This window comes from Chryseobacterium sp. POE27, from assembly GCF_039727685.1.
GTDB lineage: Bacteria > Bacteroidota > Bacteroidia > Flavobacteriales > Weeksellaceae > Chryseobacterium.
Genome location: NZ_CP152475.1, coordinates 2,070,628 through 2,097,474, shown reverse-complemented (window position 1 = coordinate 2,097,474; position 26,847 = coordinate 2,070,628). Strand labels below are relative to the sequence as shown.

At 36.1% G+C, this 26,847-nt stretch carries 18 protein-coding genes, 1 tRNA gene and 5 pseudogenes; 7 read left to right on the top strand and 17 right to left on the bottom strand.

The window, feature by feature from the left end; translation table 11 throughout:
* Positions 1-11 precede the first annotated feature (11 nt).
* The 5 genes from aroC to AAHI02_RS09900 form a co-directional block, all read right to left on the bottom strand.
* Complete coding sequence (gene aroC / locus AAHI02_RS09920) at positions 12-1,082, bottom strand: chorismate synthase (protein WP_346986504.1); 1,071 nt, start codon at positions 1,080-1,082, stop codon at positions 12-14.
* Between the two features lie 41 nt (positions 1,083-1,123).
* Positions 1,124-2,341, bottom strand: a complete 1,218-nt coding sequence (locus AAHI02_RS09915) for a hypothetical protein (protein WP_346986503.1) — start codon at positions 2,339-2,341, stop codon at positions 1,124-1,126.
* A 203-nt stretch (positions 2,342-2,544) separates the two neighbouring features.
* Entirely contained in the window at positions 2,545-2,769 is a 225-nt protein-coding gene (locus tag AAHI02_RS09910; protein ID WP_346986502.1) for a hypothetical protein, read from the bottom strand.
* A gap of 52 nt (positions 2,770-2,821) precedes the next feature.
* Positions 2,822-2,896 (bottom strand): hypothetical protein, encoded by a 75-nt coding sequence (locus AAHI02_RS09905; protein WP_312901707.1) that lies wholly within the window; start codon positions 2,894-2,896, stop codon positions 2,822-2,824.
* A complete protein-coding gene (locus AAHI02_RS09900) occupies positions 2,865-3,254 on the bottom strand; it encodes a hypothetical protein (protein WP_346986501.1) in 390 nt (129 codons plus the stop codon). The genes AAHI02_RS09905 and AAHI02_RS09900 overlap by 32 nt, the downstream gene beginning before the upstream one ends.
* Before the next feature lie 434 nt (positions 3,255-3,688).
* Between AAHI02_RS09900 and AAHI02_RS09895 the strand changes: the two genes are divergently transcribed.
* The 4 genes from AAHI02_RS09895 (at position 3,689) to AAHI02_RS09880 (ending at position 9,923) form a co-directional block, all read left to right on the top strand.
* Entirely contained in the window at positions 3,689-3,955 is a 267-nt protein-coding gene (locus tag AAHI02_RS09895) for a hypothetical protein (protein WP_346986500.1), read from the top strand.
* Positions 3,956-4,407: 452 nt separating this feature from the next.
* Entirely contained in the window at positions 4,408-8,181 is a 3,774-nt protein-coding gene (locus AAHI02_RS09890) for a fibronectin type III domain-containing protein (RefSeq protein WP_346986499.1), read from the top strand.
* 848 nt (positions 8,182-9,029) lie between these two features.
* A complete protein-coding gene (locus tag AAHI02_RS09885) occupies positions 9,030-9,308 on the top strand; it encodes a hypothetical protein (RefSeq protein WP_042721377.1) in 279 nt (92 codons plus the stop codon).
* Between the two features lie 354 nt (positions 9,309-9,662).
* Positions 9,663-9,923 carry a SemiSWEET family transporter gene (locus AAHI02_RS09880; protein ID WP_346986498.1) on the top strand — a complete coding sequence of 87 codons (261 nt, stop codon included), beginning with the start codon at positions 9,663-9,665 and terminating at the stop codon, positions 9,921-9,923.
* Between the two features lie 99 nt (positions 9,924-10,022).
* Here AAHI02_RS09880 and AAHI02_RS09875 read toward each other — a convergent pair.
* From AAHI02_RS09875 to thrA, 7 genes and pseudogenes are all read right to left on the bottom strand, one after another.
* Positions 10,023-10,096, bottom strand: a tRNA-Cys gene (locus AAHI02_RS09875).
* Between the two features lie 60 nt (positions 10,097-10,156).
* A complete protein-coding gene (locus AAHI02_RS09870) occupies positions 10,157-10,666 on the bottom strand; it encodes an RDD family protein (RefSeq protein WP_346986497.1) in 510 nt (169 codons plus the stop codon).
* 16 nt (positions 10,667-10,682) lie between these two features.
* Entirely contained in the window at positions 10,683-12,047 is a 1,365-nt protein-coding gene (locus tag AAHI02_RS09865) for a DUF4403 family protein (protein ID WP_346986496.1), read from the bottom strand.
* 34 nt (positions 12,048-12,081) lie between these two features.
* Positions 12,082-12,450 carry a dihydroneopterin aldolase gene (folB, locus tag AAHI02_RS09860; RefSeq protein ID WP_346986495.1) on the bottom strand — a complete coding sequence of 123 codons (369 nt, stop codon included), beginning with the start codon at positions 12,448-12,450 and terminating at the stop codon, positions 12,082-12,084.
* Positions 12,451-12,454: 4 nt separating this feature from the next.
* Positions 12,455-13,761 (bottom strand): annotated as a pseudogene (gene thrC / locus AAHI02_RS09855) (threonine synthase).
* An 11-nt stretch (positions 13,762-13,772) separates the two neighbouring features.
* A pseudogene (locus AAHI02_RS09850) lies at positions 13,773-14,698 on the bottom strand (homoserine kinase).
* Positions 14,699-14,706: 8 nt separating this feature from the next.
* Positions 14,707-17,159, bottom strand: a pseudogene (gene thrA, locus AAHI02_RS09845) (bifunctional aspartate kinase/homoserine dehydrogenase I).
* A gap of 92 nt (positions 17,160-17,251) precedes the next feature.
* On the opposite strand from thrA, the gene AAHI02_RS09840 reads away from it, so the two are divergent.
* Together AAHI02_RS09840 and AAHI02_RS09835 are read left to right on the top strand one after the other, a co-directional pair.
* Positions 17,252-17,380, top strand: coding sequence for a hypothetical protein (locus AAHI02_RS09840; protein WP_346986494.1), 129 nt, complete (start codon positions 17,252-17,254; stop codon positions 17,378-17,380).
* 94 nt (positions 17,381-17,474) lie between these two features.
* The gene (locus tag AAHI02_RS09835) at positions 17,475-17,687 is read left to right on the top strand and encodes a hypothetical protein (protein ID WP_346986493.1); all 213 of its coding nucleotides are present in this window, start codon (positions 17,475-17,477) and stop codon (positions 17,685-17,687) included.
* A 219-nt stretch (positions 17,688-17,906) separates the two neighbouring features.
* On the opposite strand, the pseudogene nadA reads toward AAHI02_RS09835, so the two are convergent.
* From nadA to AAHI02_RS09820, 3 genes and pseudogenes are all read right to left on the bottom strand, one after another.
* Positions 17,907-18,927 (bottom strand): annotated as a pseudogene (gene nadA, locus AAHI02_RS09830) (quinolinate synthase NadA).
* A gap of 106 nt (positions 18,928-19,033) precedes the next feature.
* Entirely contained in the window at positions 19,034-19,600 is a 567-nt protein-coding gene (gene gmk / locus AAHI02_RS09825; RefSeq protein ID WP_346986492.1) for a guanylate kinase, read from the bottom strand.
* A gap of 75 nt (positions 19,601-19,675) precedes the next feature.
* A complete protein-coding gene (locus AAHI02_RS09820; protein WP_346986491.1) occupies positions 19,676-20,533 on the bottom strand; it encodes a YicC/YloC family endoribonuclease in 858 nt (285 codons plus the stop codon).
* Between the two features lie 218 nt (positions 20,534-20,751).
* On the opposite strand from AAHI02_RS09820, the pseudogene miaA reads away from it, so the two are divergent.
* Positions 20,752-21,670 (top strand): annotated as a pseudogene (gene miaA / locus AAHI02_RS09815) (tRNA (adenosine(37)-N6)-dimethylallyltransferase MiaA).
* A 198-nt stretch (positions 21,671-21,868) separates the two neighbouring features.
* Here miaA and AAHI02_RS09810 read toward each other — a convergent pair.
* Positions 21,869-23,281, bottom strand: coding sequence for an efflux transporter outer membrane subunit (locus AAHI02_RS09810; RefSeq protein WP_346986490.1), 1,413 nt, complete (start codon positions 23,279-23,281; stop codon positions 21,869-21,871).
* A 316-nt stretch (positions 23,282-23,597) separates the two neighbouring features.
* Positions 23,598-26,780: an efflux RND transporter permease subunit gene (locus AAHI02_RS09805; protein WP_346986489.1), complete on the bottom strand. Its 3,183-nt coding sequence runs from the start codon at positions 26,778-26,780 to the stop codon at positions 23,598-23,600.
* Positions 26,781-26,847: the final 67 nt, after the last annotated feature.

The window sequence follows — 26,847 nt, the reverse complement described above, 5'->3', positions numbered from 1 at the left end:
AAAATATATATTTAAAAATGATTGATATTTCTTGTTTTGTTAATCAGAAACAGATCTGCAAGTACAAATGCCGCCAGGCTTTCCACCACAGGAACTGCCCTCGGAAGTACACAAGGATCGTGACGACCTTTTCCTTCAACAATAGCTTTATTTCCGTCTTTATCAACACTTTCCTGAGGTCTTAAAATCGTTGCCACAGGTTTGAAGGCTACCCGGAAATAAATATCCATTCCATTAGAAATTCCACCTTGAATTCCACCTGAAAGATTGGATTTTGTGGTAAAATCTTCATTAAAAAGATCATTGTGTTCTTTTCCGGTCATTTTAGCGCCGCAGAATCCACTTCCGTATTCAAAACCTTTTGCAGCATTGATATTGAGCATTGCTTTCCCCAATTCTGCCTGAAGTTTTGAAAAAACAGGTTCCCCAATTCCCACCGGTACATTTTTGATGACGCACGTAATCGTTCCGCCTATGGTATTTCCTTCTTTTTTGATCTCTTTGATTCTTTCAATCATTTTCTCTGCAGTTTCTGCATCAGGACATCGAACTTCATTGCTTTCCGTTTTCGAAAAGTCCAAGGCCTGATAAGGTTTTTCACAGAAAATCTCGCCTACGGAAGAAACATACGCATTAATTTCAATATCTGCTAAAAGCTGTTTGGCCAAAGCTCCGGCAACCACCCAGTTTATGGTTTCCCGGGCTGAAGATTTTCCGCCGCCGCGATAATCTCTTATTCCGTATTTTTGGTCATATGTAAAATCTGCGTGACTCGGGCGATATGAGTTTGCAATATGATCATAATCTTTCGATTTCTGATTTTCATTTTCGATCATAAAGCCAATCGGGGTTCCTGTTGTTTTTCCTTCAAAAATACCTGAAAGGAACTTTACGGTATCACTTTCTTTTCTTTGGGTGACGATGGCCGACTGACCGGGTTTTCTGCGATCAAGTTCATATTGTATTTTATCAAAATCAACCGTTAAACCTGCCGGGAAATTATTGATGATTCCACCATAAGCCAGACCGTGGCTTTCTCCAAATGTTGTAAGGCTGAGAAGATTACCTAAAGTATTTAACATGACACAAATTTACAGCTTTTTATCCAAATATAGAATGAAGGCTATCTGTTATGTTGATAGGTATTTCTTATAGAATTTATAATTTTCTCTGCGTCTGTTTTTTCTTTTAGATTTAATTTTTTCCAGACAAAACCTTTTCTCATGTTGTCTTTGTCTGCCATCTGCGGAAAAATGCCTGCTTTTGCATCATCGAAAATATAACTTTCGGAGATAGCCGGTAATTTAGTGTCAAAATTATAAGGATATTTTTTTGAGACATGAAATAACAGATTTCCTACTTTATAGGTATTAAATTCCTGATTTTTATAACTTGAAGGTTTGTAAAACTGTTCTTTTTTCACGTTTCCCATAAAGTTTCCAAGCCGGAAGCTGGGGACATACGTTTGAAGAATGGACGGCACAGTCAGAAATCCGACAATTATTATGCTGAATACCGAAAAGATTGAAATTGAACCTTTTTTAGTAAAGAAATTGATAAACAGGATAAGAAAGATAACAAAAAAAACATCAATGAAAAACCTGTATTGTGCTGAAAATAAAATAACCAAAATGCTTTTAGTTATTATTGAAAGACAAATTAAATTGATGATCTTATTTTTTTTAATGAAGCTAAAAATGATAAATGCAATTAGAGTGATTATAAGGGAAATATTAATGGGCGATTTTATTCCATCTAAAAAAATCCAGTTTTTAATATAATCATAAAAAGAAAACATTGAAATTTCCTGGTAAGAATACTGCATATCATAGGTTTTCTGGATGGCAAAGTGAGAGGATATCTCTAAAATTTCATTATTGGGTTTCCAGTCTGTACCTATATCACCTATAGAAAGCGGGAAAACAGGATAACCGAATGTCCAGATGTTTTTAATGAAAAATAATAAAAGGATCAAAAAACCGGGTAAAAGTATTTTTGGTGATGATTTAACGATTAAAAATGAATAAAGAAAACTTAGTATTGGCAGCCAGATCATCGTTGGTTTTATGGCAAATACAAAAATAGAAAATGCAAATACCTGAGCTGTTGATCTGTTTTCTTTTAAAATTTCTTTTAAAATGATTAAAGAAAATATGATCACAGGCAAATCAGGACTCGGAGACTGTGAAAATAATAACAGAACAGGAATAAAACATAACTGAATCCAACTTTTATTTTCTATAATATATAAGGTATAAATAATCAGTACTATTGAATTAATTCTTAAAAATGGGTCGGAAATATTAGAAAAACCTGCCTGAAATATATGCCATATCGACATTTGTCCCAATGTGAGATCAAGGTTGGAAATCCCTTTTACAATTCCGAATTCGGTAAGCCATTGTACGGTAGGTACGTAATATCCGAAATGATCTAAAATAAACGGATAAAAAGATCCGCAAAATAAAATGATAATTGAAATGAATGCGATTAATACCCAGTCTTTTTTTGGAGAAGCAAGTAAATTCTTTGTAAATTTTATGCTTAAAGAAATAGAATCCCCCCTACTACTATCGTTGCAATCTCAACATGTGAATTTAAAGGGACAAAAAATGCCAAAACTGTCCATAGTATGCTGATGATAAAAATCCCTGATAATGATTTACCCGAAATGCCACTTAAAAATTTACCTGAGATATATTCAGTAGCCTTTCCCCAGCCCATAAAAACCGGAATCAAAAAAATACTGGAAAGGAAAATTAAAAACATAAAAAAAGATTGCTTAAAAATAAGCAATCTTTCTAAGATATAGTAAAAATAATTAATTACGTGGCTGTACTCTTCCGCTTTTTCTATCCTGTGCTCTACCCAGCGTATATCCTGTAGCACCACCAATTACACCACCAATCGCGGCACCGGCACCCGGACTTTTTTTTGTTAACAATCGCTCCCAGTGCAGCTCCTCCTACAGCACCGATAATGGTACCTTTAGCAGCTTCGCTCATCCCTTTTTTCTGAGTAGTACCTTGTGAGGCAGTGCTTCCGTTATTGGCATAAGTTCCATTATTTGAACTTGAGCTAGGTCTGTCTCTGTACACGGTATGTGTTTCTCTAATTACCTGAGGTTTTGAATTCGCTACCGCTGTTTTAGCCTTTTGAACTTCGGCAATACTGTCAGCCTTTTTCTGAGCTTCGTAAGCCATTTTTTCTTTTTCAATGGCTAATTTTTGCTTTTCAATTTCGAGTTGTCTCATCTGGAATTCCATTTTTTGTTGTTCCAGTGATTTTTCGGCTATCTGATCATCTTTTTTTACAGGCGGTCAATAAAAATACTGACAACAATCCCGTCAACACTATACTTTTCATAATTCAAATTTTAATAGGTATCGAAGACTAGGCTTTGATTGTATGGTATTTTCAATTATGAAGCCAAAACTTATTTAAGTAATGTTAAAATTTTAGAAAATCTATTAAATAATGTGAAATATGTTTAATAATATAGGCTCATAACTGTAAATAACTGTTGATTTAATTGGTGAAGTTGATTATGTATTCCAGAATTGTATTAAAATGATTGTATGCTTTATCATATTATGATCTGGCTCATAACGGTTTCATTTTAATGTATATAAATTTGAAATTAATTATACACCAAAAATTATTTATATGAAAAAAAGTAATGCTATTAATGCTGGGAATAAGCCTTTTTGCCATAAGCTGCAAAAAGCAGGAAGTACAGAATGATAACTCAATAAGTGATTCAGCTTCTACAGGAACTTTGCCATCTGACAATACAACTTCCGGTTCATCTATGGACACCACCGCAAGTGTACGAGACAGTTTGATGAATCAGGAAAGGGGAACCTCGGGACAGGCTACAACACCTAATCAGACTAACGGATCTGACAGAAGTACAAAAACTTCGGCAGGAACAGGAACTGATTCGGCTAGATAAGAACACTTTTTTTAGACCCCATATACCCTTTTTAAACTCCTCAGTAACTCTGGGGAGTTTTTAAATTTACTATACTTTCATTTAGTTAAATTTAAAATTTTCCCTAAATGTGACTTTAATCATAAAGTTTCCGTGTTTTCATATTTAATTTTACTTAAGAATTAAATTGATTGATTCTATAAAATTTTTTTTCATCATTTGTGTTTTTGGTCTCCTTTATAAGGGGACCTTTTTTTTTGATCTTTGTAAATGATTCTCGAATAACTATATATTCTTACTCGTCAATACTAAAAAATTAAATTAAGCGTTTGCTTAAAAACAAGATTATTTCTTCGTTTTGATAAATTCCTTTTTGATATCTGATAGAATTTTTACAAAAAACATTTTGTTTTATGCTATATATTATCAAAAAACGAATTAGATTTGCAATGATTAATATTAAATGATAACTTATGAAGAAAATTTCTACTTTCTTAGTACTTCTTCTGTGTTTGTTGAATCTAGGCGCCATACCGGATGCCTACGGACAAGCACCTGCAACATTACCCTATTCGCAAGACTTTAATACCGCAAATGATTTCACGCTTCTAAACGGAACTCAGACAAATAAATGGTTTTATGGTTCTGCTACAGGGAATCCTGGCAACTCTATTTACATCTCAAACAATGGTGCCGCCAATGCTTATAACACGGGTGTCACGAGTGTTGTGCAAGCCTACAGAGATTTTACGATTCCTGCAGGATCTACTATTGCCAACTTTTCTTTTGACTGGAAAAATGTAGGGGAATCTGGCTGGGATTATCTACGGGTATGGTTAGTTCCTGCAACTTATACACCAACCCCGGGAACTCAGATTACCACAGGTACAGGAAGATTCCAGTTAGGACAGTTTGAACTGCAGTCTTCATGGCAAACATACAGTACGCCAAATCTTAACATTAGTGCGTATGCGGGAGCAACAATGAGACTTGTTTTTGAGTGGAGGAATGACGACTCATTCGGATCACAACCTCCTGTTGCCGTGGACAACATTAATATCAGTATACCTACCTGTATTATGCCATCAGGTCTGGGTGTATCCGCAGTAGCGCCAAATACGGCCACTTTAAACTGGACTGCGCCGAGTCCTGTTCCGGGAGTGGGATATGAATATTATCTTAGTACAACCAACACGCCTCCAACTTCTGCTACTATAGGAACTCCTAATACCGGAACAACAGCAAATCCGGGTGGTTTAGCGACAGCTACTACTTATTTCTGGTGGGTACGTTCTGTATGTAGTGCTACAGATAAAAGTGTATGGGTGGCCGGACCTAGTTTCTCAACAACTCAGATACCTACAACAATACCTTACACACAGAATTTTTCAACAGGAAATGATCTTCAGCTTTCTAATGGGACTCAGACCAATAAATGGGTTTATGGTTCAGCAACAGGAAATCCTGCCAATTCATTGTATATTTCAAATACCAATGGTACAACCAATGCTTATGATACAAGCTCGTCTAGTGTAGTTCATGCATTCAGGGATATTATCGTGCCGGCAGGAACAACCGATGCTACATTAATGTTTGACTGGAAAGGAGATGGAGAAAATAACTGGGACTATTTAAGAGTATGGCTCGTACCTGTGAATTATATGCCGACTCTCGGAAACCAGATTACTGCCGGTGGTGGAAGAATCCAGATTGGAGGTAATTATGGGCTGCAAACGACATGGCAAAACTATTTCAATCCGGCACTCAATCTAAGTTCTTTTGCAGGAAGTGTTATGCGTCTTGTTTTTGAATGGAGAAATGATGGCGGCGGCGGTACACAACCTCCGATTGCGATTGATAATATTAATTTAAGTATCCCTACATGTAAGGTTCCTCAAAATATTCAGGTAACAAGTGTAGGATCTAATACAGCATCAATAAGCTGGACAGCGCCTTCACCTGCACCGGTTGGGGGATACCAGATATACTTGACGACGACTAACGTTCCTCCTACATCATCAAGTACGCCAACTTCAACTTCAACCGGAACTTCAACAACATTGTCACCTCTGGTACCAAACACCACCTATTATTTCTGGGTACGTTCGGTATGCGCAGGATCAGACAGAAGCTTTTGGGTTGCGGGACCTAGCTTCACTACAACGCAGATCCCGGCAAACCTTCCTTATGTTCAGCAATTTACTACAGGAAGTGATTTAGGATATACCAACGGTACACAGGCTAACAAATGGACTTATGGAAATGCAACAGGAAATCCTGCCAATTCATTGTATATTTCCAATACCAACGGTACAACAAATGCTTACAACACAAGTTCATCTAGCGTAGTTCATGCATACAGAGATATTGCCATTCCTGCGGCAACGACTACCGCTACTTTCTCTTTTGACTGGAAAGCTGCTGGTGAATCCAACTGGGACTATTTGAGAGTTTGGCTGGTACCGGCTACATTTATGCCAACTTCGGGAACGCAAATTACTGCCGGAACAGGAAGAATTCAGATCGGAAACAACTATAACCAACAAACTACATGGCAAACATTCCTTAACCCGGCATTAAACATTTCAAGTTTTGCAGGTTCTACAATGCGTCTTGTATTTGAATGGAGAAATGATGGCGGCGGCGGTACACAGCCTCCGGTTGCCATAGATAATATTAGCTTGCGTGTATGCAGTAAGGCAACTCCGGTTGTAACAGTGGGTACACCAACGCACAACTCAGTCGTACTGACATGGCCTCAGGACAATGGTGGAGCAAGCTATATCGTTAATTACAGACCGGTAGGATCCGGCGCACCTTGGCAGACAGTCAGCGTGGCGGCAGCACCTTATCCAACACCAACGAATACGACCACTTTAACAAACCTTTTACCTGCTACATTATACGAAGTACAGATTGTTGCAGTTTGTAACGGAAGCCAGGGAACACCTTCCAACAATACATTCACTACGAGATGTGATCCTACGCCTCCAGATGTAACGATCAGTAACATCACAACGAATTCAGCTTTGATTACATGGTCGCCGTTAGCGGTAAGCTCGCATTACTTCTTAAGATATAGAATTGTGGGTAGTGGTGCCGGCGGATGGAGTACAAATATTCCTTTACCATTAGCACCTGCCAACACATATAATCTTGGAGGTCTGAATGTTTATACAACTTATGAAGTTCAGATTGCCAATATGTGCGATAATGAAAGCACATTAAACCCTTGGTCAAATCCTAAAGTATTTACTACGGAAAGAACTTGTGATATTGCTCCTCCGGGATTAACAATTACTAATCTTACGACAACTTCAGCTCAGGTAACTTGGCAGCCTTTCCCTGGTGCAACCTATGTTTTGAGATATAGAAAAATTGGTATCCCGAGCTGGACTACGGTTACTTCAAATACGAATACGGTTACATTGTCAGGACTTCTGGAGCTTACACAATACGAAATGCAGGTAGCAAACGTTTGTAGCGGAACTCCGGGTACCTATACACTGCCTTATCTGTTTACTACCCCAACGGTAGTTTATTGTCAGATGTCTTCTACGACTTCTAGTTCAGAATATATTTCAAAAGTAACTGTTACACCAAACGGTAAACCAGAAATGATGAACGAGTCGCAAGCCTCAAACTATACAGATTATACAGGACTTAACAATACATTTATTGAGCTTATTCAGGGATCTTCAGACAATAAGATCACGATTGAGAAAAAACTTTCAGGAAGTACAAATGCAGGCGTTGCAGTTTGGATTGATTTCAACAGAAACGGATATTTTGATATTAATGAAAGAGTCTTTGTTTCAGGACCAAACAATGAGCAAACTGTAAGCGGAACATTCTCTGTTCCTACAGACGCATTCATTAGTTTGACTGATTTTAAATATGTAGTAATGCGTGTTGCTCTTCAGAAAGACGGAATTCCTGTAAATTGTGTAAGCTTCCCTACTGGTGAGGTAGAAGATTATACAGTGAGAATTTCAAAACCAATTGTTCCAAATCCTGTGAATCAGACTGAAATCCTGATTTATCCGAATCCGGTAAAAACAGTACTGAATGTGAAGAATATTAGCAAAAGAGCTAATTACAAAATTTATAATTCAGTAGGACAAATTGTATCATCTGGAATTATTCTGAATAATAAAATTGATGTACATACTCTCATTAACGGAATTTACGTAATTGATATTGATGATGCTCAGGGCACAGCTCAAAAGAAATTCATCAAAGAATAATACAAATATTAATCATTATTTGGTAAAGAAGCTCTCAGAAATGAGAGCTTTCTTTTTAACATTTGTTAAATGATTGTTTAATTTTTTCCAGAATTATTTTATTAAAAATTTTAGTAATAAAAAGTGCTTATCTCTTTTAGCCAATGGAAATTTTGGACTTATCATAAACTTAATAGATTTTTAATTACTAATAAAATTTTGTTAAGATTATAAAATTAATACAAGCAAATAATATTTTTAAACCGTGCATTTCTTAAATTTGCAGTCACTCATGTTTAATTTGAGTTTTCATGGTTATTAGTTTTTAGTCCTCGTAGAAATATGGGGACTTTTTTTATATAAAAAATTATATAGAATATTTAATAATAATTAAAATTTTTCTACCTATCATCATATACTTTTCATATAATTCGGTAATAATTTATTTTTAATTAAATAATAATTTTAATCTTTAAATAACAGATAATATGTATAGATGCAAGCCATGAGTTTTAAAGAAAATAATTTGTACATTTGCACCGATTCTCATATTTAATTTGAGTTTTCATGGTTATTAGTTTTTAGCTCCCGTACTCCGGGGGCTTTTTTTATTTTACGGTCTACTATCAACATGTTTTTTTAATATTAAACAATATTCAACCAGCGCTATTCTTGGCATAGTACTTGAATACTTAATCGCAACTATTAAAAAATCCCTAAAAAGGAACTTACAATATTCTCGGAGAGATCTGAGAATATTTTTAAAAGCAACACCATCACTTAAATATTAATTTTTTCATTTAATCCTCTGCTCCGGCTGGGGATTTTTTACATTTTTAAAAATATGTATCTTTACAAAAAATTATTACGTGTCTTATATAATAAAAACGACATCAGAAGGCTTAATATATATAAAGGCTTCTAACATCATCAATGTAAAGAAACCAAATTCTATTGAAGGTGCGAAAGTTTTAGGTAAACCTTTGGTGGTTAATGTGAATCATATCGGTTTCCTGAGTTTCAATATAGAAGGGAATGTAACCTTTTTTATGGCAAGCGGTTTTGAAATTTCAGTAAATGTATTGTACGAAGAAGCTGAAGAAGCTTTTAACTGTGCTAAAGCCAGTATTGAAAAAATAATCAGATAGTTCAATATTCTATAATAAGAAATAAATAGCTCCTTTTGAAGGGGGCTATATTTTTTATATAACCTTCGGTGAAATTACGCATCAGAATAATTTTAAAAATCCCCAGATCTCTCTAGGGATTAAAAACTAATAACCATGAAAACTCAAATTAATGAGTTGTATTTAATTTTATATACACCACTTATACCTATGTACGATAAAAAGTTGTGTGTGGTTTTTACCTCTAATATAATTATCAATTATATTTCTTTTTAACAAAGCTTCATTAAGCTTTAATATCTACCGAAGTAAAAAATATCTTTCTTTTTTGTTGGCATAATAATTTCAGGTTTAGATTGCTTTAATATGAATATTATGAATGAAAAATTTATGCAGGTATTAGGGTGGGTAGCGACTCTAACTGCAATGGTGATGTATTTTTCTTACATTCCGCAAATATCCGGTAACTTAAATAGTGATAAAGGTGATTGGCTTCAGCCGCTTGTAGCGGGGATCAATTGCAGTCTGTGGGTAATGTACGGGCTTATCAAAAAACCTAAAAGAGACTGGCCTATTGTAGTTGCCAACAGTCCTGGAATACTGTTCGGTTTCCTTACATTCGCTACTGCATTATAAATAGGAATGTTTTATTGCCTTACATTACCGGAAGTGAAATACTCAATTTGAAATTTAGATAAAAAAATCCCTAAACTATGTTCGATAGGATAGGGATTTTGGAGGTACCTAGCGGATTCGAACCGCTGTAGATGGTGTTGCAGACCACTGCCTAGCCGCTCGGCCAAAGTACCATGTCTTTACCATTTTTAGGTGTGCAAATATAACAAAATATATGATCCGACAAAAGTTTTTTACGCAATTTCTTTTGCGCCGATGCTTTCTATTTCGCTTTTAGCTTGTTTTTCAGCTTCATAATTTTTTATATTCACTACGCGTGTATCGCTCCAGCTGTCATGCCAACCATTTTCTCCCAAAAAAGAAAGAATGTCAAAAGGAACCAGTCTTGAAATGTTTCGAATGAAAAACTCGTACATGGTAGGAATTTGTCCATCGGTGGTAATTACTTTAGTTCCGGTTATATATTTCCCGATTGTTCGCCCTTTAGTACTATATTCCAGTAAAAAGGTATAAAGAAAGTACAGAATCGCGGTAACTAAAATATCAATTGCCCTGTTAACTTCTGCAAAATTGGCAAACAGCTCCGTAAAATACTGAATCCCTAAAATAGTATCAACGATGACTCCGAGAGATCCTATAATAAAGAAAGAAAAAGAAAAAATGATCCTGTCAATGATAAAATTCGCAAATCTTACCCATTTTGTAGCCCTGTTCTGATCAACTACGCGTAAATATTTTCTCATGTTATTAGTTTTTTATTTATAATCCGTTAAGCATTAGTTTTAATGTTGCATTGATGTCGATCAACGCTGTGATTCCCAAAGGATTCATAAAAATTTTTGAAGGTTTTAGGTTGAAAACTTTACCGTTCATTTTCAGTCCTTTATAATATTCTTTATTAAATGCTTCATCAATACTTTTCCTTGAGCTGTTTTCAAGATCCTGAGTGGGAATCCCATACTCTTCTTCTATCATTTTTACAATTCTTCCACGGAAAAGTAATGTTGCTGTTTTTTGTAAGATATTTGAAGTTTTCAGTTTAAATTTCGTGTCGGAAAGCACGATTTTCTTTTTTATATCATCGTAAACAGGAATTCCCGAAATAAAAGCCGTTACCTTGACGTAGCCTTCTGTTTCTGCTTCAATCATCACACGATCGTCAACTCCATAGACTTTTATATCCTTAATTTTGACCGAAGATCCTCTGATTTCATATTCCTTACCTAGAAACATATTCCTGGCAATATGGGTTGCTTCCGTAAAAGGAACATTAGCGGTTGTCTGCAGCAAAAACTGATCTGCCACCGAAGAAACAAAACCAAAGTCTGCAGCCGTTCTTACAGGTTCTGAAGATGCTGGTCTGTTACCGGTATATGTTTCAGAAAAAATATCAATTCCCAGACTGGTGTTGATCTGATTTCCGTAAAACTTTAATGGAGTAATGTGAACGCTTACGGGTGTGATCTTAAGCCAGGTTTTAAAATCTTCCGAAATATTGAACGGATTTGCAAAAGCATTCCATGCGGTGATGGCGTACTGTTGAAAATTCAGTTGTGAAGCCATCTGCTGGTCAATGGTTTTACAGAATTTCTCCTGTTGCTCTTTCAGGCTTTTTTCCACCAGAGAAGTGATGGGAATCTGTATTTTTCCAAAATCCAAAACAGGTTTTGTAACCCAGCGGAAGCCGTTGGTTTGGGTCTGTGTGGTTATCGTCCAGTTATTTTTTAAATTGATAGTGGTATTAAAAGACATTACCGTTTCAAAAGTTATACTCTGATACGTGTAAAGGCCGAGTGTTCCGATTCCCTTTTCTGCCCATATTTTTAGAGGAACCTCAATCAGTATGTTTTGATTGGTGCCTCCCACGAGTCTTATAGGGCGCGTTTTCCATACTTTTACTTTGAATTGATCGTTGTTGTTATCTGTATAAGAGTCATCCTGATAAATGAGGTCTTTTACCGATGCATTGATTATGTTGCTGATTTCCGAAAGAGGAATCGTTACCGGCATTGTAATGCTGGATTTTATCTTCGGAAAATTATAATTAGCAACCGGGTTATCAATATTCGTCTGTCCGAAAATATTAATAAAAGCCAGAATAAATATTATTTTGATGAATTTCAATTTTCAATTTAATTTAAACGAAAATAATAATTTTTTAATAATCAGGCTTGAAACTTTTTTCGAGTTCAATACTTGCTCCTTTCATTTCGCCAAGCATGGGTGGGGCTGTTTTGGTAATTTTTAATTTAATGTAAGAAATTTCCGGAAAATTTTCGTGAATTTTTGATATGATTCTTCCTGCAACATGTTCAAGTAATTTAGACTTAATTTTCATTTCATGACGGATAACTTCATTAATATCTGCATAGCTGATCGTATCATCCAGATTATCTGATTGCGCTGCTTTCCAAAGATCGGTATGAATTTCCAGATTTAAAATATAATAAGTCCCGATGATGTTTTCTTCAGGTAAAACACCATGATAGGCATAGATTTTTACGTCTTCAAGAAATATTTTGCTCATCTTGCTAATTTTTATAAAGCAAAAATCGCTTTAATTCTTCAAAATCCACAGAAATTTCCACAGTTTTTTTCTTTTGATTCATTAAACTTTCCAGTGATTCTGGCATTTCAATTTTTGTATTAATAGCTTTTTCTACCGTATCAGGAAATTTGATAGGATGGGCGGTTCCTAAGATAAATCCTTTTTTATCAGGGTTTTCTTTAAGATATTCAGCCAGTGAAGCAAAAGCAACAGCGCTGTGGGGATCAAGAATATATTCATTTTGATGATAAACTTCTTTGATGGTTTCCAGTGTTTTTTTCATCATTAATAGAATATCCCGAAATTGTATTTGAAATTGCTTTAAACTGATGATTAAAAAGTTCAAGAATTCTCACAAAATTGCTGGGATTTCCTACATCCATCGCATTGGAAATCGTTGAAACAGTTTCTTTTATTTCTAATTTTTGTGTTTCTAAATAATTCGAAATGACATCATTTTCGTTACACGCTGCAATGAAATGTTCCACAGGAAGACCTCGCAGATTTGCTAAAATTCCCGCACAAATATTCCCGAAATTTCCACTGGGAACGCAAATTACAGGGTTTTCATTTTCTAATTTCTTCCATTGTTTTAAAGCTAATAAATAATAAATCTGCTGAGGAAGCCACCTTGCGACATTGATAGAATTGGCTGAAGTTAAAAATAGGGTTGAATTTATTTCTTCATCCGAAAAAGCCTGTTTTACCAGACGCTGACAATCATCAAAACTGCCGTCAACTTCCAGTGCCAAAATATTTTCACCAAGAGCCGCCAATTGCTTTTCCTGAACTTCACTCACCCTGTTTTTAGGATAAAGTATCACCACATTAATATTCTCAGTTTTGTAGAATCCATTGGCAACTGCACCTCCGGTATCTCCTGAAGTGGCAACTAAAACCGTTACTTTTTTTATTCTCATCCCTCAGAAAATAGGAAAGAGAACGGCTCATAAATTTTGCTCCGACGTCTTTAAAAGCCAATGTCGGTCCGTGAAAAAGTTCTAAGGAATAAATGTTTTCATTAATTTTTTTCAGAGGAATTTCAAAATTAATAGTTTCTGAAACGATCTGCTTTAAAATATCAGGTGGAATTTCATCTCCAACAAAATCTTTCATGCATTGAAAAGCAATTTCCTCATCGGAATATTGATGTAAATTTTCAATAAAATCCTTATCAAATTGCGGAATGAATTCAGGGAAGAATAAACCTTTCTCTTTTCCCTGTCCCTTTATGGTAGCTGTTTTAAAATTAACAACTTCTGTTTTGTTTTTTAAATTGTAATACTTCATTGGGGATAAATTTAATTTTCAATGATTTTAATTCCTGCCGGATTTATTTTTGAAACATACACGAAACTTTCAATATCAATTTCATCATAAACAGATTTCATCATTTCTGCTATTTTCTGTGAAATTTTTTCTTTTTCAGAAAGCATAAAGATTGATGGTCCTGAACCTGAAATTCCTCCGCCTAAAGCGCCCAGTTCCAAACTTTTTTCTTTAATTTCTTTAAATTTCGGAATTAGAATACTTCTGATCGGTTCTACAATCACATCATTTAAACTTCTTCCCATCAATCTGAAATCGTTTTTTTTGAATTCCGGCAACTAATCCGGCAATATTTCCCCATTGTTCTATGGCATCTTTCAAAAGAATATTTTTCTTCAAAATCTGTCTTGCATCCGAAGTTTTTACTTCAACCTGCGGATGAACTGCAGTCACGAATAAGTCAGGAGAATTCAACGGAATAATATCAACAGGATTTGAAGATTTAACTAAAGTTATTCCGCCAAAAATGCAAGGCGCAATATTATCCGCATGTTTCACACCGGAAGCCAGTTCTTCACCAAACATTGCAAAATAAACCAGTTCTTCTTTACTAAATAAATTTCCCAATAATGCATTGGCTCCGACAGCTGCCCCGGCCGCACTTGCCGCACTTGATCCCAGTCCGCTTCCCGGTTTTATCTTTTTTATTAATGATGACTTCAAAGCCATTTTTCAAATGTAAATGCTCCTTAATTTTTAATAAAACGACTCCGGCGACATTCTTTGACGGTTCTTCCGGTAATCCAAAATTGTCGATGTGTTTAATAATAATTTCAGGAGTTTCCAATAATTTGATTTCCATTTCATCATACGGTTCATGAATGGCCATTCCCAAAACATCGAATCCGCATACCAAATTGGCAACTGTCGCGGGAACTTGTAATCTAACTTTTTTCATAATTAAATTTAAACAGAACGAACAATATCAGCGAAAACTCCACTTGCTGTAACTTCGGCTCCAGCTCCGGCGCCTTTTACTACCAAAGGCTGTTCAGAATATCTCAATGTTTTAAAAATCACAATATTATCTTTTCCATACAAATGAAAAAGGTCACTTTCAGGCGCAATATGCTGTAATCCGACTTTTGCTTTTCCATTTTTAAATTCGGCTACATATTTTAAAATTTTTCTATGATTTTGAGCTTTTTCAAGTAAATTTTTAAAATGATTTTCATGTTTAGAAAGGGAATTATAAAAATCTTCAACGCTACCTTTCATGCATTCTTCAGGAAGAAAACTTTCATTTTCAATTTCATTAAATTCTAAAGAATAACCGGCTTCTCTGGCCAGAATTAAAATTTTTCGGGCAACATCAGTTCCTGCCAAATCCAGTCTGGGATCGGGTTCTGTGTAACCCTCTTTTTGAGCTTCCGCAACAATTTCAGAAAAAGACTTTTCACCATCATAGTTGTTAAAAACAAAATTTAAAGTCCCACTCAAAACCGCCTGGATAGAAGTGATTTTATCGCCACTTCTTATCAGATCATTAATCGTTCCGATGATGGGAAGTCCAGCTCCGACATTGGTTTCAAAGAAAAATTTGCAGCTGTGATTTCTGGCAATGTTTTTTCAAATTTTTATAATTTTCAAAATCTGAAGAAGCGGCAATTTTATTACAAGCCACAATATTTACACTCTTTTTTAGCATTTTTTTCATAAATATCCGGAACTTCTGAACTTGCGGTAACATCTACAAAAACAGAGTTTCTTAGATTTCTTGAAATAATTTCCTGGGCAAATTTTTCTGCAGAAGCATCTTCACCATTTTGGTTAAAATCTTTACATTCATTTTCTGAAAGTCCTCTGTCAGAGAAAATCATTTTGCGGCTATTGGAAAGCCCGGCAATTCTTAAATTGATGAAAAGATTTTCTTTAAGATATTCGTTCTGATCAAAGATTTGCTGAATTAATTTCTTTCCGACGTTTCCCGTTCCGCAGATGTAAAGATGAACTTGTTTTATTTCCGATTCAAAAAATTCTTCATGCAAAACATTCACGGCTTTTTTAATATCTTTTTCCGAAATGACAATACTGATGTTTTTCTCCGAAGAACCTTGTGCAATAGCACGAATATTAACGCCATTATTCCCTAAACATCCAAACATTTTTGCACTTACACCGCTTCTGCTCTTCATATTTTCACCGACCAAAGCAATAATGGAAAGAGAGTTTTCAATTTTTACAGGATCAATTCTTTTGAGTTTTATATCATCTTCAAAAGCGAAATTAATAGCATTTTTTGCATTAAAAACATCTTTTTCATGAATGGCAACTGTAATGGAATGTTCAGAGGAACTTTGCGTAATGAGAATAACATTCACTTTTTCATGGCTTAAACATTGAAATAATTTTGCAGAAAATCCCGGAATTCCAATCATTCCGCTTCCTTCTAAAGTTAATAAAGCAATGTTGCTCATATTTGAAATTCCGACTGCAATCTGCTGGTTTTCAAAGCCTGGCTTTTGTAATTGATGGGAAATTAACGTTCCAAATGCATCCGGATCAAAGGTATTTTTAATTCTTAAATCAATATTTTTCAGCATGACCGGCTGAATAGTAGGAGGATACAGAACTTTTGCTCCAAAATGAGAAAGTTCCATCGCCTCTGCATATGAAATTTCAGGAATCGGTTTTGCGTTGGAAACCAGTCGCGGATCGGCAGTCATCATTCCGCTTACATCTGTCCATATCTGAAGTTCATCAGCATTGATGCTTGAAGCGATGATTGATGCAGTGTAATCTGAACCGCCGCGTCCTAATGTTGTGGAGTTGCCTTTTTCATCTTTAGCAATAAAGCCGGGAGCAATGATAATCTGATTTTCATTTTCATTTAAAAATTTTATCAAATTATTTTCTGTGGCTTCAAAATTTACTTTTGCATTGGTGTAATTACTGTTTGTTAGAATGTTTTCAGCAGAATTCATCCATATTACATCAAGTCCTTTAAATTTTAATCTTGCTGCAATAATATTTGATGAAAGAAATTCGCCGTAAGAAGTAACTTTGTCTTTAATTTTATCGGTAAACTCTCCCAACACGAAAATTCCGTGGCAGAGATCTTCAAGGTCGTTAAAATGTTTTTTAACGAAGCTCAACCATGAACTTTGTTCCAGTATGGGAATTAATTCTTTAACTAAATCCAAATGCCTTTCCTCAAGGTTTTTAATAGTTTGAAGATAATTTTCATCATTTTGAGAAGCTGATTCTGCTGCTTTTATCAATTGATCGGTTACGCCATGAAGCGCTGAAACTACAACAACAATTCTGTTTCTCAGAGATTCTTTCTTTATAATATCTTCGACCTGCAGTATATTTTGGGCACTGGCGACAGAAGTTCCGCCAAATTTTAAAACTTTCATTATGTTTATTTTAAGTTAAGAAAAATGAAATTTTACTCTTCATAAAAGAGTACACGCCTGTGAATGATATGTGAAATTTACCCCGTTATGGGGTGGTTGTAGTTGTTGTAGCAATGATGGAAACGAAAGATACTTCCGAAATTGAGAAAATCGGGGCAGAAATATCTGATATGTTTCCTGAAAAATTCATTGTAACTGAACAAATGTACAAATTATTTTGAAATAACAAAGTTTTGGAAATAATATTTTTTTTCAATATTATGTGATGTATGAGAAATATGATTATATTTATAATGTGAACTAAATCAAATTATTATGAAAGAACTTAGAAAATTAAACAGAAAAAATTTAGAACAGATTATGGGAGGAGCAGTTCCGCCAATTTCGCATTGTAATGGTTGTCCAACAGGTGCTTTCGGTCCGAATGATACGTATTCTTGCGATGAATATTGGGCGCTTTCGGAGTTCTGCAGAAACTGTGTTCTTATAAATATGGAATGCTTTGTTCCGATTACAGTTGATTTATAATTAAATAAAACTACTATGAAAAATCTTAAAAAACTTTCAAGAAAAGAGCAGACGAAAATTCAGGGAGGTTTCACGCAAGTTCAAATAGATGCTTGCGGTGGTGAGGCTTACGTATGTTTCCGTGGTGGAGGTTCCTGGGGCTGTTGGCGAAATCCAGGGGGAACCTGTTATGCTCCTATGGTTTAAACAAAAAAAGCACTGCGAAAACAGTGCTTTAATTTATTTTATACTTTTAGAAAGATCAAGCATTGCCTCAATAGGTTTTAATGCTTTTAACCTTAGTTCTTCATCAATAATAATTTCAGGAAGTTCGTATTTCATACACAAATACAGTTTTTCCATCGTATTGCGTTTCATGTAGAAACACTCTGAGCAGTTGCAGGTTTCATCAAAAACCAATGCCGGAATCAATTCTTTGTGAGGCGCACGTTTTTTCATTTCGTGCAGGATGCCTTCTTCGGTAGCAATGATGAATTTCTGGCAATCGTCTTTTTCAACATAATTCAAGAGGGCAGAAGTAGAGCCGATGAAATGGGCCAGCTTTAAAACAGCTTCTTCACTTTCAGGGTGTGCGATCAATTTTGCATCAGGATTTTCTGCCATTTGCTTTGCAATTCTTTCCATGGAGAATGCTTCGTGAACGATACAACTTCCGTCCCAGAGGATCATTTCACGGCCTGTTTTTTTGGGATAAATATCTTCCCAGGTTTTTATCCGGTGCGAAAATAATCGGGCGATCTTTCGGAAGTGCTTCAATCACTGTTTCTGCATTTGAGCTGGTTACGATAATGTCACTTTCTGCTTTTGTTTCAGCGTTACAGTTGATGTAGGTTGCCACCAAAGCATTGGGATGTTGCTCGCGCATTTTTCTTAAACCTTCTCCGGAACATCCGTCTGCCAGAGAACATCCTGCCAGGGTATCCGGAAGAACGACTTTTTTGGTAGGATTTAAAATTTTGGCAGCTTCGGCCATAAAATGTACTCCACAGAAAACAATCATATCCGCATTTGTATCCTTTGCCTGTCTTGCCAGCTGCAGAGAATCTCCAAGAAAATCAGCAATATCCTGAATTTCTCCCGGCTGATAATAATGAGCCAGAATTACTGCATTTTTTTCTTCCTTCAATTGAAGAATGGCTTTTACCAAGTCTTCTCCCTGAGGAATTGCTATATCTCTTAGATCTAAAAATCCTTTTACAGGAATTGTTGATTTAGCTTTTTCTAATGTTTCGGTACTCATTTTACCTCAATGTTTTTGATTATAGAAGTTAGATTTTAGAAATTAGATGTTAGATTTTGAACCACAATTTGCGATATTTTTTTTACTAACTTCTAATCTCTAACTTCTAGTTTCTTTCTATAAAATTTTTTATTAAACTTTCTATTTCTCTTTTTGCAATATCCAAATCGGAATTGATCACAATCTTGTCAAATTCTTTAGCATAAGACATTTCTTCTTCTGCCTTTGCTACGCGTGTTTTGATGGTTTCGGCATCGTCTGTATTTCTTGAGATCAATCTTCGTTCAAGTTCTTCAATGGAAGGAGGTTCAATAAAAATTGACAATGCTTTTTCTCCAAAATACTTTTTAAGAGAAATTCCGCCCTTTACATCCACATCAAAAATGACTACTTTTCCCTGACTCCAGATTTTTTCAACTTCGGATTTCAGCGTTCCGTAATATTTATCCGTATAAACTTCTTCAAATTCCACAAAAGCATCTTCCGTAATTTTCTGTCTGAATTCTTCCGGTGTTAAAAAATGATAATCCACAGCATGAACTTCACTTCCTCTCGGTTGTCTTGTGGTGCATGAAATTGAGAACTGCAATTCATTAAATACTTCCAGAGAATGTTTTACCAATGTCGTTTTTCCACTTCCCGACGGTGCTGAAAATATGATAACTTTATTCATATTGTTAGTGGTTAATGGTTGTTCGTTGATAGCGGCAGAAAATCCAACAACCATCAACTAAAACCTATCAACTAATTATAATACGTTTAACGTTTGCTCTTTAATTTTTTCCAGATCATCCTTCATCATCACAACCAGTTTCTGGATCTCTGCATGATTCGCTTTGGAGCCTAATGTATTGATTTCACGACCGATTTCCTGTGAGATAAATCCAAGCTTTTTCCCGTTGAAATCTTCGTTATCCATTACTTCTTTATAATATTTAAGGTGTTGCGAAAGTCTTACTTTCTCTTCCGAAATGTCAAGTTTTTCAGTAAAATAAGCCATTTCCTGATAGAAACGGGTTTCATCTACATTTTCAAACTCCTTGAGAGACTTTTGATAGCGCTCTTTTACGGAAACAATTCGTTCTTCTTCGAAAGGAACAACTTTACTTAAATATTTATCAATATTCTGGATATTTCTTTCCAGCTCTTCGTGTAAGATTTTACCTTCTGTTTTTCTGAATTCTTCGAAACGGTCAACTGCCGCATTTACAATTCTGGCTAGTGCTTCCCATTCGCCTTCAGAAAGTTCATCAGGTCTTGAAGTGATCGCATCAGGAAGACGTACAGCCATTTTCAGATACTCAAATTCAGGACCATCGGACGCAATATTTCGAAGCTCGCTGATATAAGATCCGATGAGGCTTTTATTGATTTTCACATCGGTAGATTCTTCAAGATTTTCCATGTTGATGTAGCAATCTACTTTCCCGCGGATAATTCGGTCATTAAGAATTTTTCTGATCTCAAATTCTTTCTCTTTATATCTCAAAGGAATTTTGATATTTAAATCAAAACTTTTGCTGTTCAGAGATTTAATATCTATAGTGATCTTTTTCCCCTCAAAAACACTTTCGGCTCTACCAAAGCCGGTCATTGATAAAATCATAGTTTTTTATTGTCGTACAAAGATAAACATTTAAGTGTATGTATTAACTATATTCCATTTTTACCGCAAAAGCCACAAAAGATTTTCAATGTGTTTTAGATTTTCAAAAGTTTACAAAATTTTTCATTCTGCTTTTTTTTGAACTTTTGCCAAACTAAATGTTTTCACGATTTTCTTCTGCGGTTACAATAAAAATCAATTTTTCGTAAATTGGCGCTGTGAAAAAGAAAAATTTGATTTCTGTTGTAGGTCCCACCGGAATTGGCAAAACGAGACTGGCGATTGATCTGGCTAAACACTTCAGTACGGAAATTATTTCCTGTGATTCGCGGCAGTTTTTTAAAGAAATGAAAATCGGAACTGCTTCACCGTCAGAAGAAGAACTGGCGGAAGCACCTCATCATTTTATCGGAAACCTTTCAGTTGAAGAATATTATTCGATCGGGCAATACGAGGAAGATGCTTTAAAAAAAGCTCAATGAACTTTTTGAAAACCACGATGTTGTTATTTTGGTTGGTGGAAGCATGATGTATGAAAAAGCAGTCATTGAAGGCTTAAATGATCTGCCGGAAGCCGACGAAGAAAATCAAAAAAAATTACAGGAAATCCTGGATAATGATGGAATTGAGAAGCTTCAGGAAATGCTGAAGGAACTCGACCCTGAATATTTTTCCGTAGTTGATTTTCATAATCACAGAAGACTTTTACGGGCCATTGACATTATTTGGCAAACAAATAAAAAATATTCTGAACAAATTGCTGTTTCACAGGATTCCCGAGATTTTAATACGATTCGGATCGGAATTGAGGCGCCGAGAGAAGAGTTGTACGACCGGATCAACAGGAGAGTAGATATGATGATGGAAAAAGGCTTACTAGATGAAGCGAAAAGTTTAGAAAAATTTAAACATCTGACGGCTTTAAATACGGTTGGTTACGCTGAATTATTCAAATATTTTGATGGCGAATGGGACTTGGATTTTGCGGTTTCTGAAATTAAGAAAAACAGCCGGCGATACGCAAAACGCCAGTTGACCTGGTATCGGAAGGCGGATGATATTCATTATTTACCATTGGGATATTCTCAGGAGGATTTTAATGAGGTGATTGGGTATATTAATGAGCAGTTTCAATAGTAAATATGTCGCATACTTTGCCATTCCGTAGGAATCTAAGCAACAATTTTTAAAATTAATTTCTACAAACACAGTCTAGATTCCACGCTACACTGCGTTTCGCTCTGAATGACATTCGGATGTTAAAATACTCTTCAAATAAAAACAAAAAATGCAGCCCCGAAAGACCGCATTTCATTAACAATATAATTAAATTTACTACTTCCAACCGCCTCCTAACGCCCGGTACAAATCTACAATGCTGCTTAATCTCTGTCTTTTTACAGATGCAAGATTCAATTCTGCCTGTAGAGAATTTCCCTGAGCAGTTATGACTTCTAAATAGTTTGCCATTCCGCCTTTATAGAGCATTTCGGCACTTTTAATTCCGTTTTTCAGAGTCACTACTTGTTCACTTGCTTTCTGTTCCTGAACTTTTAAACTTTCATTAGAAACCAACGCATCAGAAACTTCACCCACCGCATTCAAAACCGACTGACGAAACGCCAAAACATTTTTCTCTCGCTGGATTTTAGCAACATTTAAATCCGTTTTCAATTGTCTTTTCTGGAAAATAGGCTGTGTCAAACCTCCTAACACAGATCCGAACAATGAAGCCGGAATCTGGAACCAGTTGTCAATTTTAAATGAATTTACGCCTCCGTTAGCCGTAATTTTCAATGAAGGATACATATTGGCCTGCGCAATTCCGACTACTGAGTTTGATTCTAACAACACCAATTCCTGCTGACGAACATCCGGACGACGGCTCACCATGGCTGCCGGAAGTCCCGCGGAAATATCCTGAGGTAAAGAAGTTTCAGACATTTCAATCGTTCTGCTGATTTTTCCCGGATTTTCTCCAACCAGAATACTCAACGCATTTTCCTGGATAGCAATATTTTGTTCCAATTGCGTGATTAATAATTCTGTAGACTGCTTTTGAGAGGCTGCCTGCTGAACTCCCAAAGATGTTGTGTCACCACTTTGCCACAATTTTTCAGTGAGAGAAAGGGTATTATTGCTTAATTCTAAATTTGCTTTTGCGATCTGCATTTGCTTATCAAGCATCAATAGATTGTAATATCCCTGAGCAATCGCTGCCACAACTTGTGTCTGAATGGCTTTTGTTGCTTCATACGTTTGAAGATACTGCATTCTGGAAACTTCCTGCTGATTTTTTATTTTCCCCCAAATATCAGCTTCCCAGGATAAATTGAACGCTGCATTGTAATCTTCAACATAGCTTTTTCCTAAAAATAAGTTTAAGCTTTGCCCGTTCATACTGTTTTTCGAAGGCTTTGAAATTTGAGCAGAAACTCCGAAACCGACATCGGGATATTGAAGATATTTTGCCTGTTTTAATTTTTCCTGTGAAGAAGCAACCTGTTTTAAGGCGATCTGTAAATCGTAGTTGTTTTTAATTCCTTTTTCGATCAATGTCTGCAACATCGGATCGCTGAAAAACTGTCTCCATTCCAGGTTGGCAACACTTGCGGTATCTGCGGTTGCGGTATATTTGAATGTTTCGGGCAGCTCGAGCTCAGGCTCCTTGTATGCCAGTTTGGACACACAGGAGACCGAAGCTAAAGCCAGCCCAAAAGTGATGATGATATTTTTTACTTTTTTCATAGTTTTTAAACTTTTAATTAAATGCAAAACTTTGAGAATTTCTTATGTATACAAAGTTGTTTTTAATAGGAAATACTTTGCTTTTTTGTTTTCCCGCAGATTTCCCCAGATGATTTTTTATAAATCTTTCGGTTTTGATTTGAACCATTAAGAATCATTTAAGGAGTTAAGTTTTTAATTAAGAAAAAACCGAATAGATTTTATAAGCGTTATGCTAAAAGCGAAGCATATCTTAATAATCTTGACTTCTTAATCAAAATCTTAATGGTTCAAAATATATTTAAAATACTCTCAAAGATTTGTAATTTATTATTTATTAGTGAGTTGTAGCTAAAAGTTCAGCTTCCAGTTTTTGTCTTTGAAGTCTTTTCTTTTTTCTGCTTGGCATTTTTTCATGTAAATACTGGAAGATCACAAACATCACCGGAATAATGAAAATCCCGAATACAACGCCTGTCAACATTCCGCCAACAGTACTGAATCCTATTGAGTGATTTCCTTTTGCGGAAGCTCCTTGTGTAAATACAAGCGGTAACATTCCAACGATGAAAGCAAATGATGTCATTAAGATCGGTCTTAAACGTAATCTTGAAGCCTGAAGCGCAGATTCCAGTAATGATCTTCCTGCATTTCTTCGTTGTACGGCAAATTCTACAATCAGGATCGCGTTTTTCGCTAATAACCCGACGAGCATGATCAAACCAACCTGAACGTAAATATTATTATCAATTCCAGCTAATCCTGTGAAAGCAAATACCCCGAAAATACCTGTTGGAATCGTTAAAATAACTGCGAAAGGAAGAATATAACTTTCATACTGAGCTGCCAACAAGAAATACACAAACAAAATACTTAACATGAAGATAAACGCTGTCTGTCCGCTTGTTTTGATCTCTTCACGGGTAATTCCTGTCCATTCGTATCCGAAGCCTCTCGGAAGAGATTTTTCTGCCACTTCTTCTACTGCTTTGATCGCGTCTCCTGTACTGTAGCCCGGTTTTGGTGTTCCGTTAATCGTCACTGCGTTAAACAGGTTGTTTCTGGTCACCGTTTCAGGTCCGAAAGCTCTTTTTAAGGTCACTAATGTTTTCACAGGAACCATTTCGCCTGATTTATTTTTAACATAAATTCCTTCCAAAGAATTGGCATCTGTTCTGTAAGGAATATCTGCCTGCGCCATTACCCGGTAGTATTTTCCGAATCTGTTGAAATCTGAAACGAAACTACTTCCGTAATAGATCTGCATCGTCTGCATCAACTCTGTAATGGAAACTCCCAGCTGATTGGCTTTATCACTATCAACTTCGATCGTAAATTGTGGGTTTCCGGCTGCATAGGTTGTAAAAGCAAAGGCAATTTCCGGACGTTTCATCAATTCTCCGATAAATGCCTGAGTGGTTGTTCCTAAATTTTCCAAAGAACCGTTCGTTTTATCCTGAAGCATAAATTCAAAACCGGAAACGTTACCAAATCCCTGAACGGTAGGAAAGTTGAAGAAGAATGCGCTGGCATCTTTTACTTGCGAAACTTTTCCTGTTAATCCCGCCGCAATCTGATCCGGATCGGTTACTTCACCACGCTGATCGTGATCTTTTAATTTAATAAAACCTGCAGAGTAAGGAGAGGCGTTGGCGTTACTGATAAAATTCAGACCGTCTGCCACCCAAAGGTGATTTTTCGCTTTTTCACCGTTAATGATCTTATCGATTTGTTCGGTTGCTCTGTGCGTTCTGTCTAATGAGCTTCCTGGAGGCGTATTAACCGCATACAAAATAAATCCCTGGTCTTCTGTAGGAATAAATCCGGATGGTGCCTTTTTAATTAAGAAAATACTTGCAGCAGTAATTAATACTAATCCTCCTACGGCAACCCATTTGTTTTTAATTAAAAATTTAAGGCTGTAGATATATTTTTTAGTTAAATTATTAAAGCTGGTATTAAAAGCATTGAAGAATCTTGCGCCAAAACCTGTTTTTTTACCATGTTCACCGTGCTCACCCTGAGGATCATTTAGGAACATCGCACATAAAGCCGGACTTAATGTTAATGCATTCACCGCAGAAATCATAATGGCAATAGCTAATGTAAAGGCAAACTGTCTGTAGAAAACTCCCGCAGGACCCTGCATGAAACCAACCGGAATAAATACGGCGCACATCACCAGCGTAATGGAAATGATAGCACCGGAAATTTCATTCATTGAACTCATTGTCGCATGTTCCACAGGCATTCCTGTATGTTCCATTTTGGAATGGACGGCTTCTACCACAACGATTGCGTCATCCACCACAATACCAATGGCAAGTACCAAAGCGAACAGGGTCAACATATTGATACTGAATCCGAATAACTGAAGGAAAAAGAACGTACCAATGATCGCTACCGGAACGGCAATCGCAGGAATTAAAGTAGATCTGAAATCCTGAAGGAAAATATAAACTACAATAAATACCAGGATAAACGCAATGACCAATGTCTCAACAACCTGATGAATGGAAGCATCCAAAAAGTCTTTGGAGTTGTACATAATGATCGGCTCAACACCTTTTGGAAGGGTAGTTTTAAACTGGTCTACCTGCTTTTCAATTTCAGTAAGGATTTCGTTGGCATTAGATCCTGCCGTCTGCATAATCGCAAAACCTGAAACTGGTTTTCCGTCAACTCTGTTGGCTGCTGTATAAGTATATGAACCGAATTCTACTCTTGCCACGTCTTTCAGTCTCAGGAAAGACCCGTCACTGTTGGCTTTGATGGCAATATTTTCGTAGTCTTCGTTTTTGTTTAACTTACCTTTATACTTTAAAATATATTCATAAGTTTCCTTACTTCCTTGCCCCAAACGCCCGGGAGCAGCTTCCAGGTTGTGATCTTTTACAGCGTTTAAAACTTCCTGAGGAGAAAGATTGTTGGCCGCTAATCTGTCCGGTTTCAGCCAAAGTCTCATGGAATAATCTCTCGTTCCGAAAACCTGCGCCTGGGCAACACCCGGAATACGCTGGATCTGTGGAATGATATTGATTTTCAAATAGTTCTGTAAGAAAAGCTCATCATATTGTTTAGGGTCATCACTTGATAATCCCATAAACATGATCATACTGTTCTGAACTTTCTGTGTCGAAATTCCCGCTTGCACAACCTCTTGCGGAAGCTGGCTCATCGCTTTCGATACACGGTTTTGAACGTTTACCGCTGCATTATCGGGATCAGATCCCTGTTTGAAGAATACGCTCAACGTCATGGTACCGTCATTACTTGAGTTGGAAGTCATGTAGGTCATGTTTTCCACTCCGTTCACCGCTTCTTCGATTGGAGTTGCTACCGAACGGGCTACAACTTCCGCATTCGCACCCGGATAAAAAGCTGTCACCTGAACACTCGGCGGCGCAATATCCGGAAAGAGAGCAATAGGTAAATTAAAGAGCGACAAGGCACCCAATAATAATAGTATGATGGAAATGACCGTTGAAAGTACCGGTCTTTCTATAAATTGTTTTAACATAAGAAGTTTATTTTTTAATGTTGTTTAAATGATATTCTTACCACAAAAGGAACAAAAGATTATAATA

What these genes read in the sequence shown, in the direction of transcription:
- aroC (WP_346986504.1), bottom strand. Translation starts at nt 1,082, where the DNA reads ATGTTAAATACTTTAGGTAATCTTCTCAGCCTTACAACATTTGGAGAA.
- AAHI02_RS09915 (WP_346986503.1), bottom strand. Translation starts at nt 2,341, where the DNA reads ATGTCGATATGGCATATATTTCAGGCAGGTTTTTCTAATATTTCCGAC.
- AAHI02_RS09910 (WP_346986502.1), bottom strand. Translation starts at nt 2,769, where the DNA reads ATGTTTTTAATTTTCCTTTCCAGTATTTTTTTGATTCCGGTTTTTATG.
- AAHI02_RS09900 (WP_346986501.1), bottom strand. Translation starts at nt 3,254, where the DNA reads ATGAGACAACTCGAAATTGAAAAGCAAAAATTAGCCATTGAAAAAGAA.
- AAHI02_RS09895 (WP_346986500.1), top strand. Translation starts at nt 3,689, where the DNA reads ATGCTGGGAATAAGCCTTTTTGCCATAAGCTGCAAAAAGCAGGAAGTA.
- AAHI02_RS09890 (WP_346986499.1), top strand. Translation starts at nt 4,408, where the DNA reads ATGAAGAAAATTTCTACTTTCTTAGTACTTCTTCTGTGTTTGTTGAAT.
- AAHI02_RS09880 (WP_346986498.1), top strand. Translation starts at nt 9,663, where the DNA reads ATGAATGAAAAATTTATGCAGGTATTAGGGTGGGTAGCGACTCTAACT.
- AAHI02_RS09870 (WP_346986497.1), bottom strand. Translation starts at nt 10,666, where the DNA reads ATGAGAAAATATTTACGCGTAGTTGATCAGAACAGGGCTACAAAATGG.
- folB (WP_346986495.1), bottom strand. Translation starts at nt 12,450, where the DNA reads ATGAGCAAAATATTTCTTGAAGACGTAAAAATCTATGCCTATCATGGT.
- AAHI02_RS09835 (WP_346986493.1), top strand. Translation starts at nt 17,475, where the DNA reads ATGAAAGAACTTAGAAAATTAAACAGAAAAAATTTAGAACAGATTATG.
- gmk (WP_346986492.1), bottom strand. Translation starts at nt 19,600, where the DNA reads ATGAATAAAGTTATCATATTTTCAGCACCGTCGGGAAGTGGAAAAACG.
- AAHI02_RS09820 (WP_346986491.1), bottom strand. Translation starts at nt 20,533, where the DNA reads ATGATTTTATCAATGACCGGCTTTGGTAGAGCCGAAAGTGTTTTTGAG.
- AAHI02_RS09810 (WP_346986490.1), bottom strand. Translation starts at nt 23,281, where the DNA reads ATGAAAAAAGTAAAAAATATCATCATCACTTTTGGGCTGGCTTTAGCT.
- AAHI02_RS09805 (WP_346986489.1), bottom strand. Translation starts at nt 26,780, where the DNA reads ATGTTAAAACAATTTATAGAAAGACCGGTACTTTCAACGGTCATTTCC.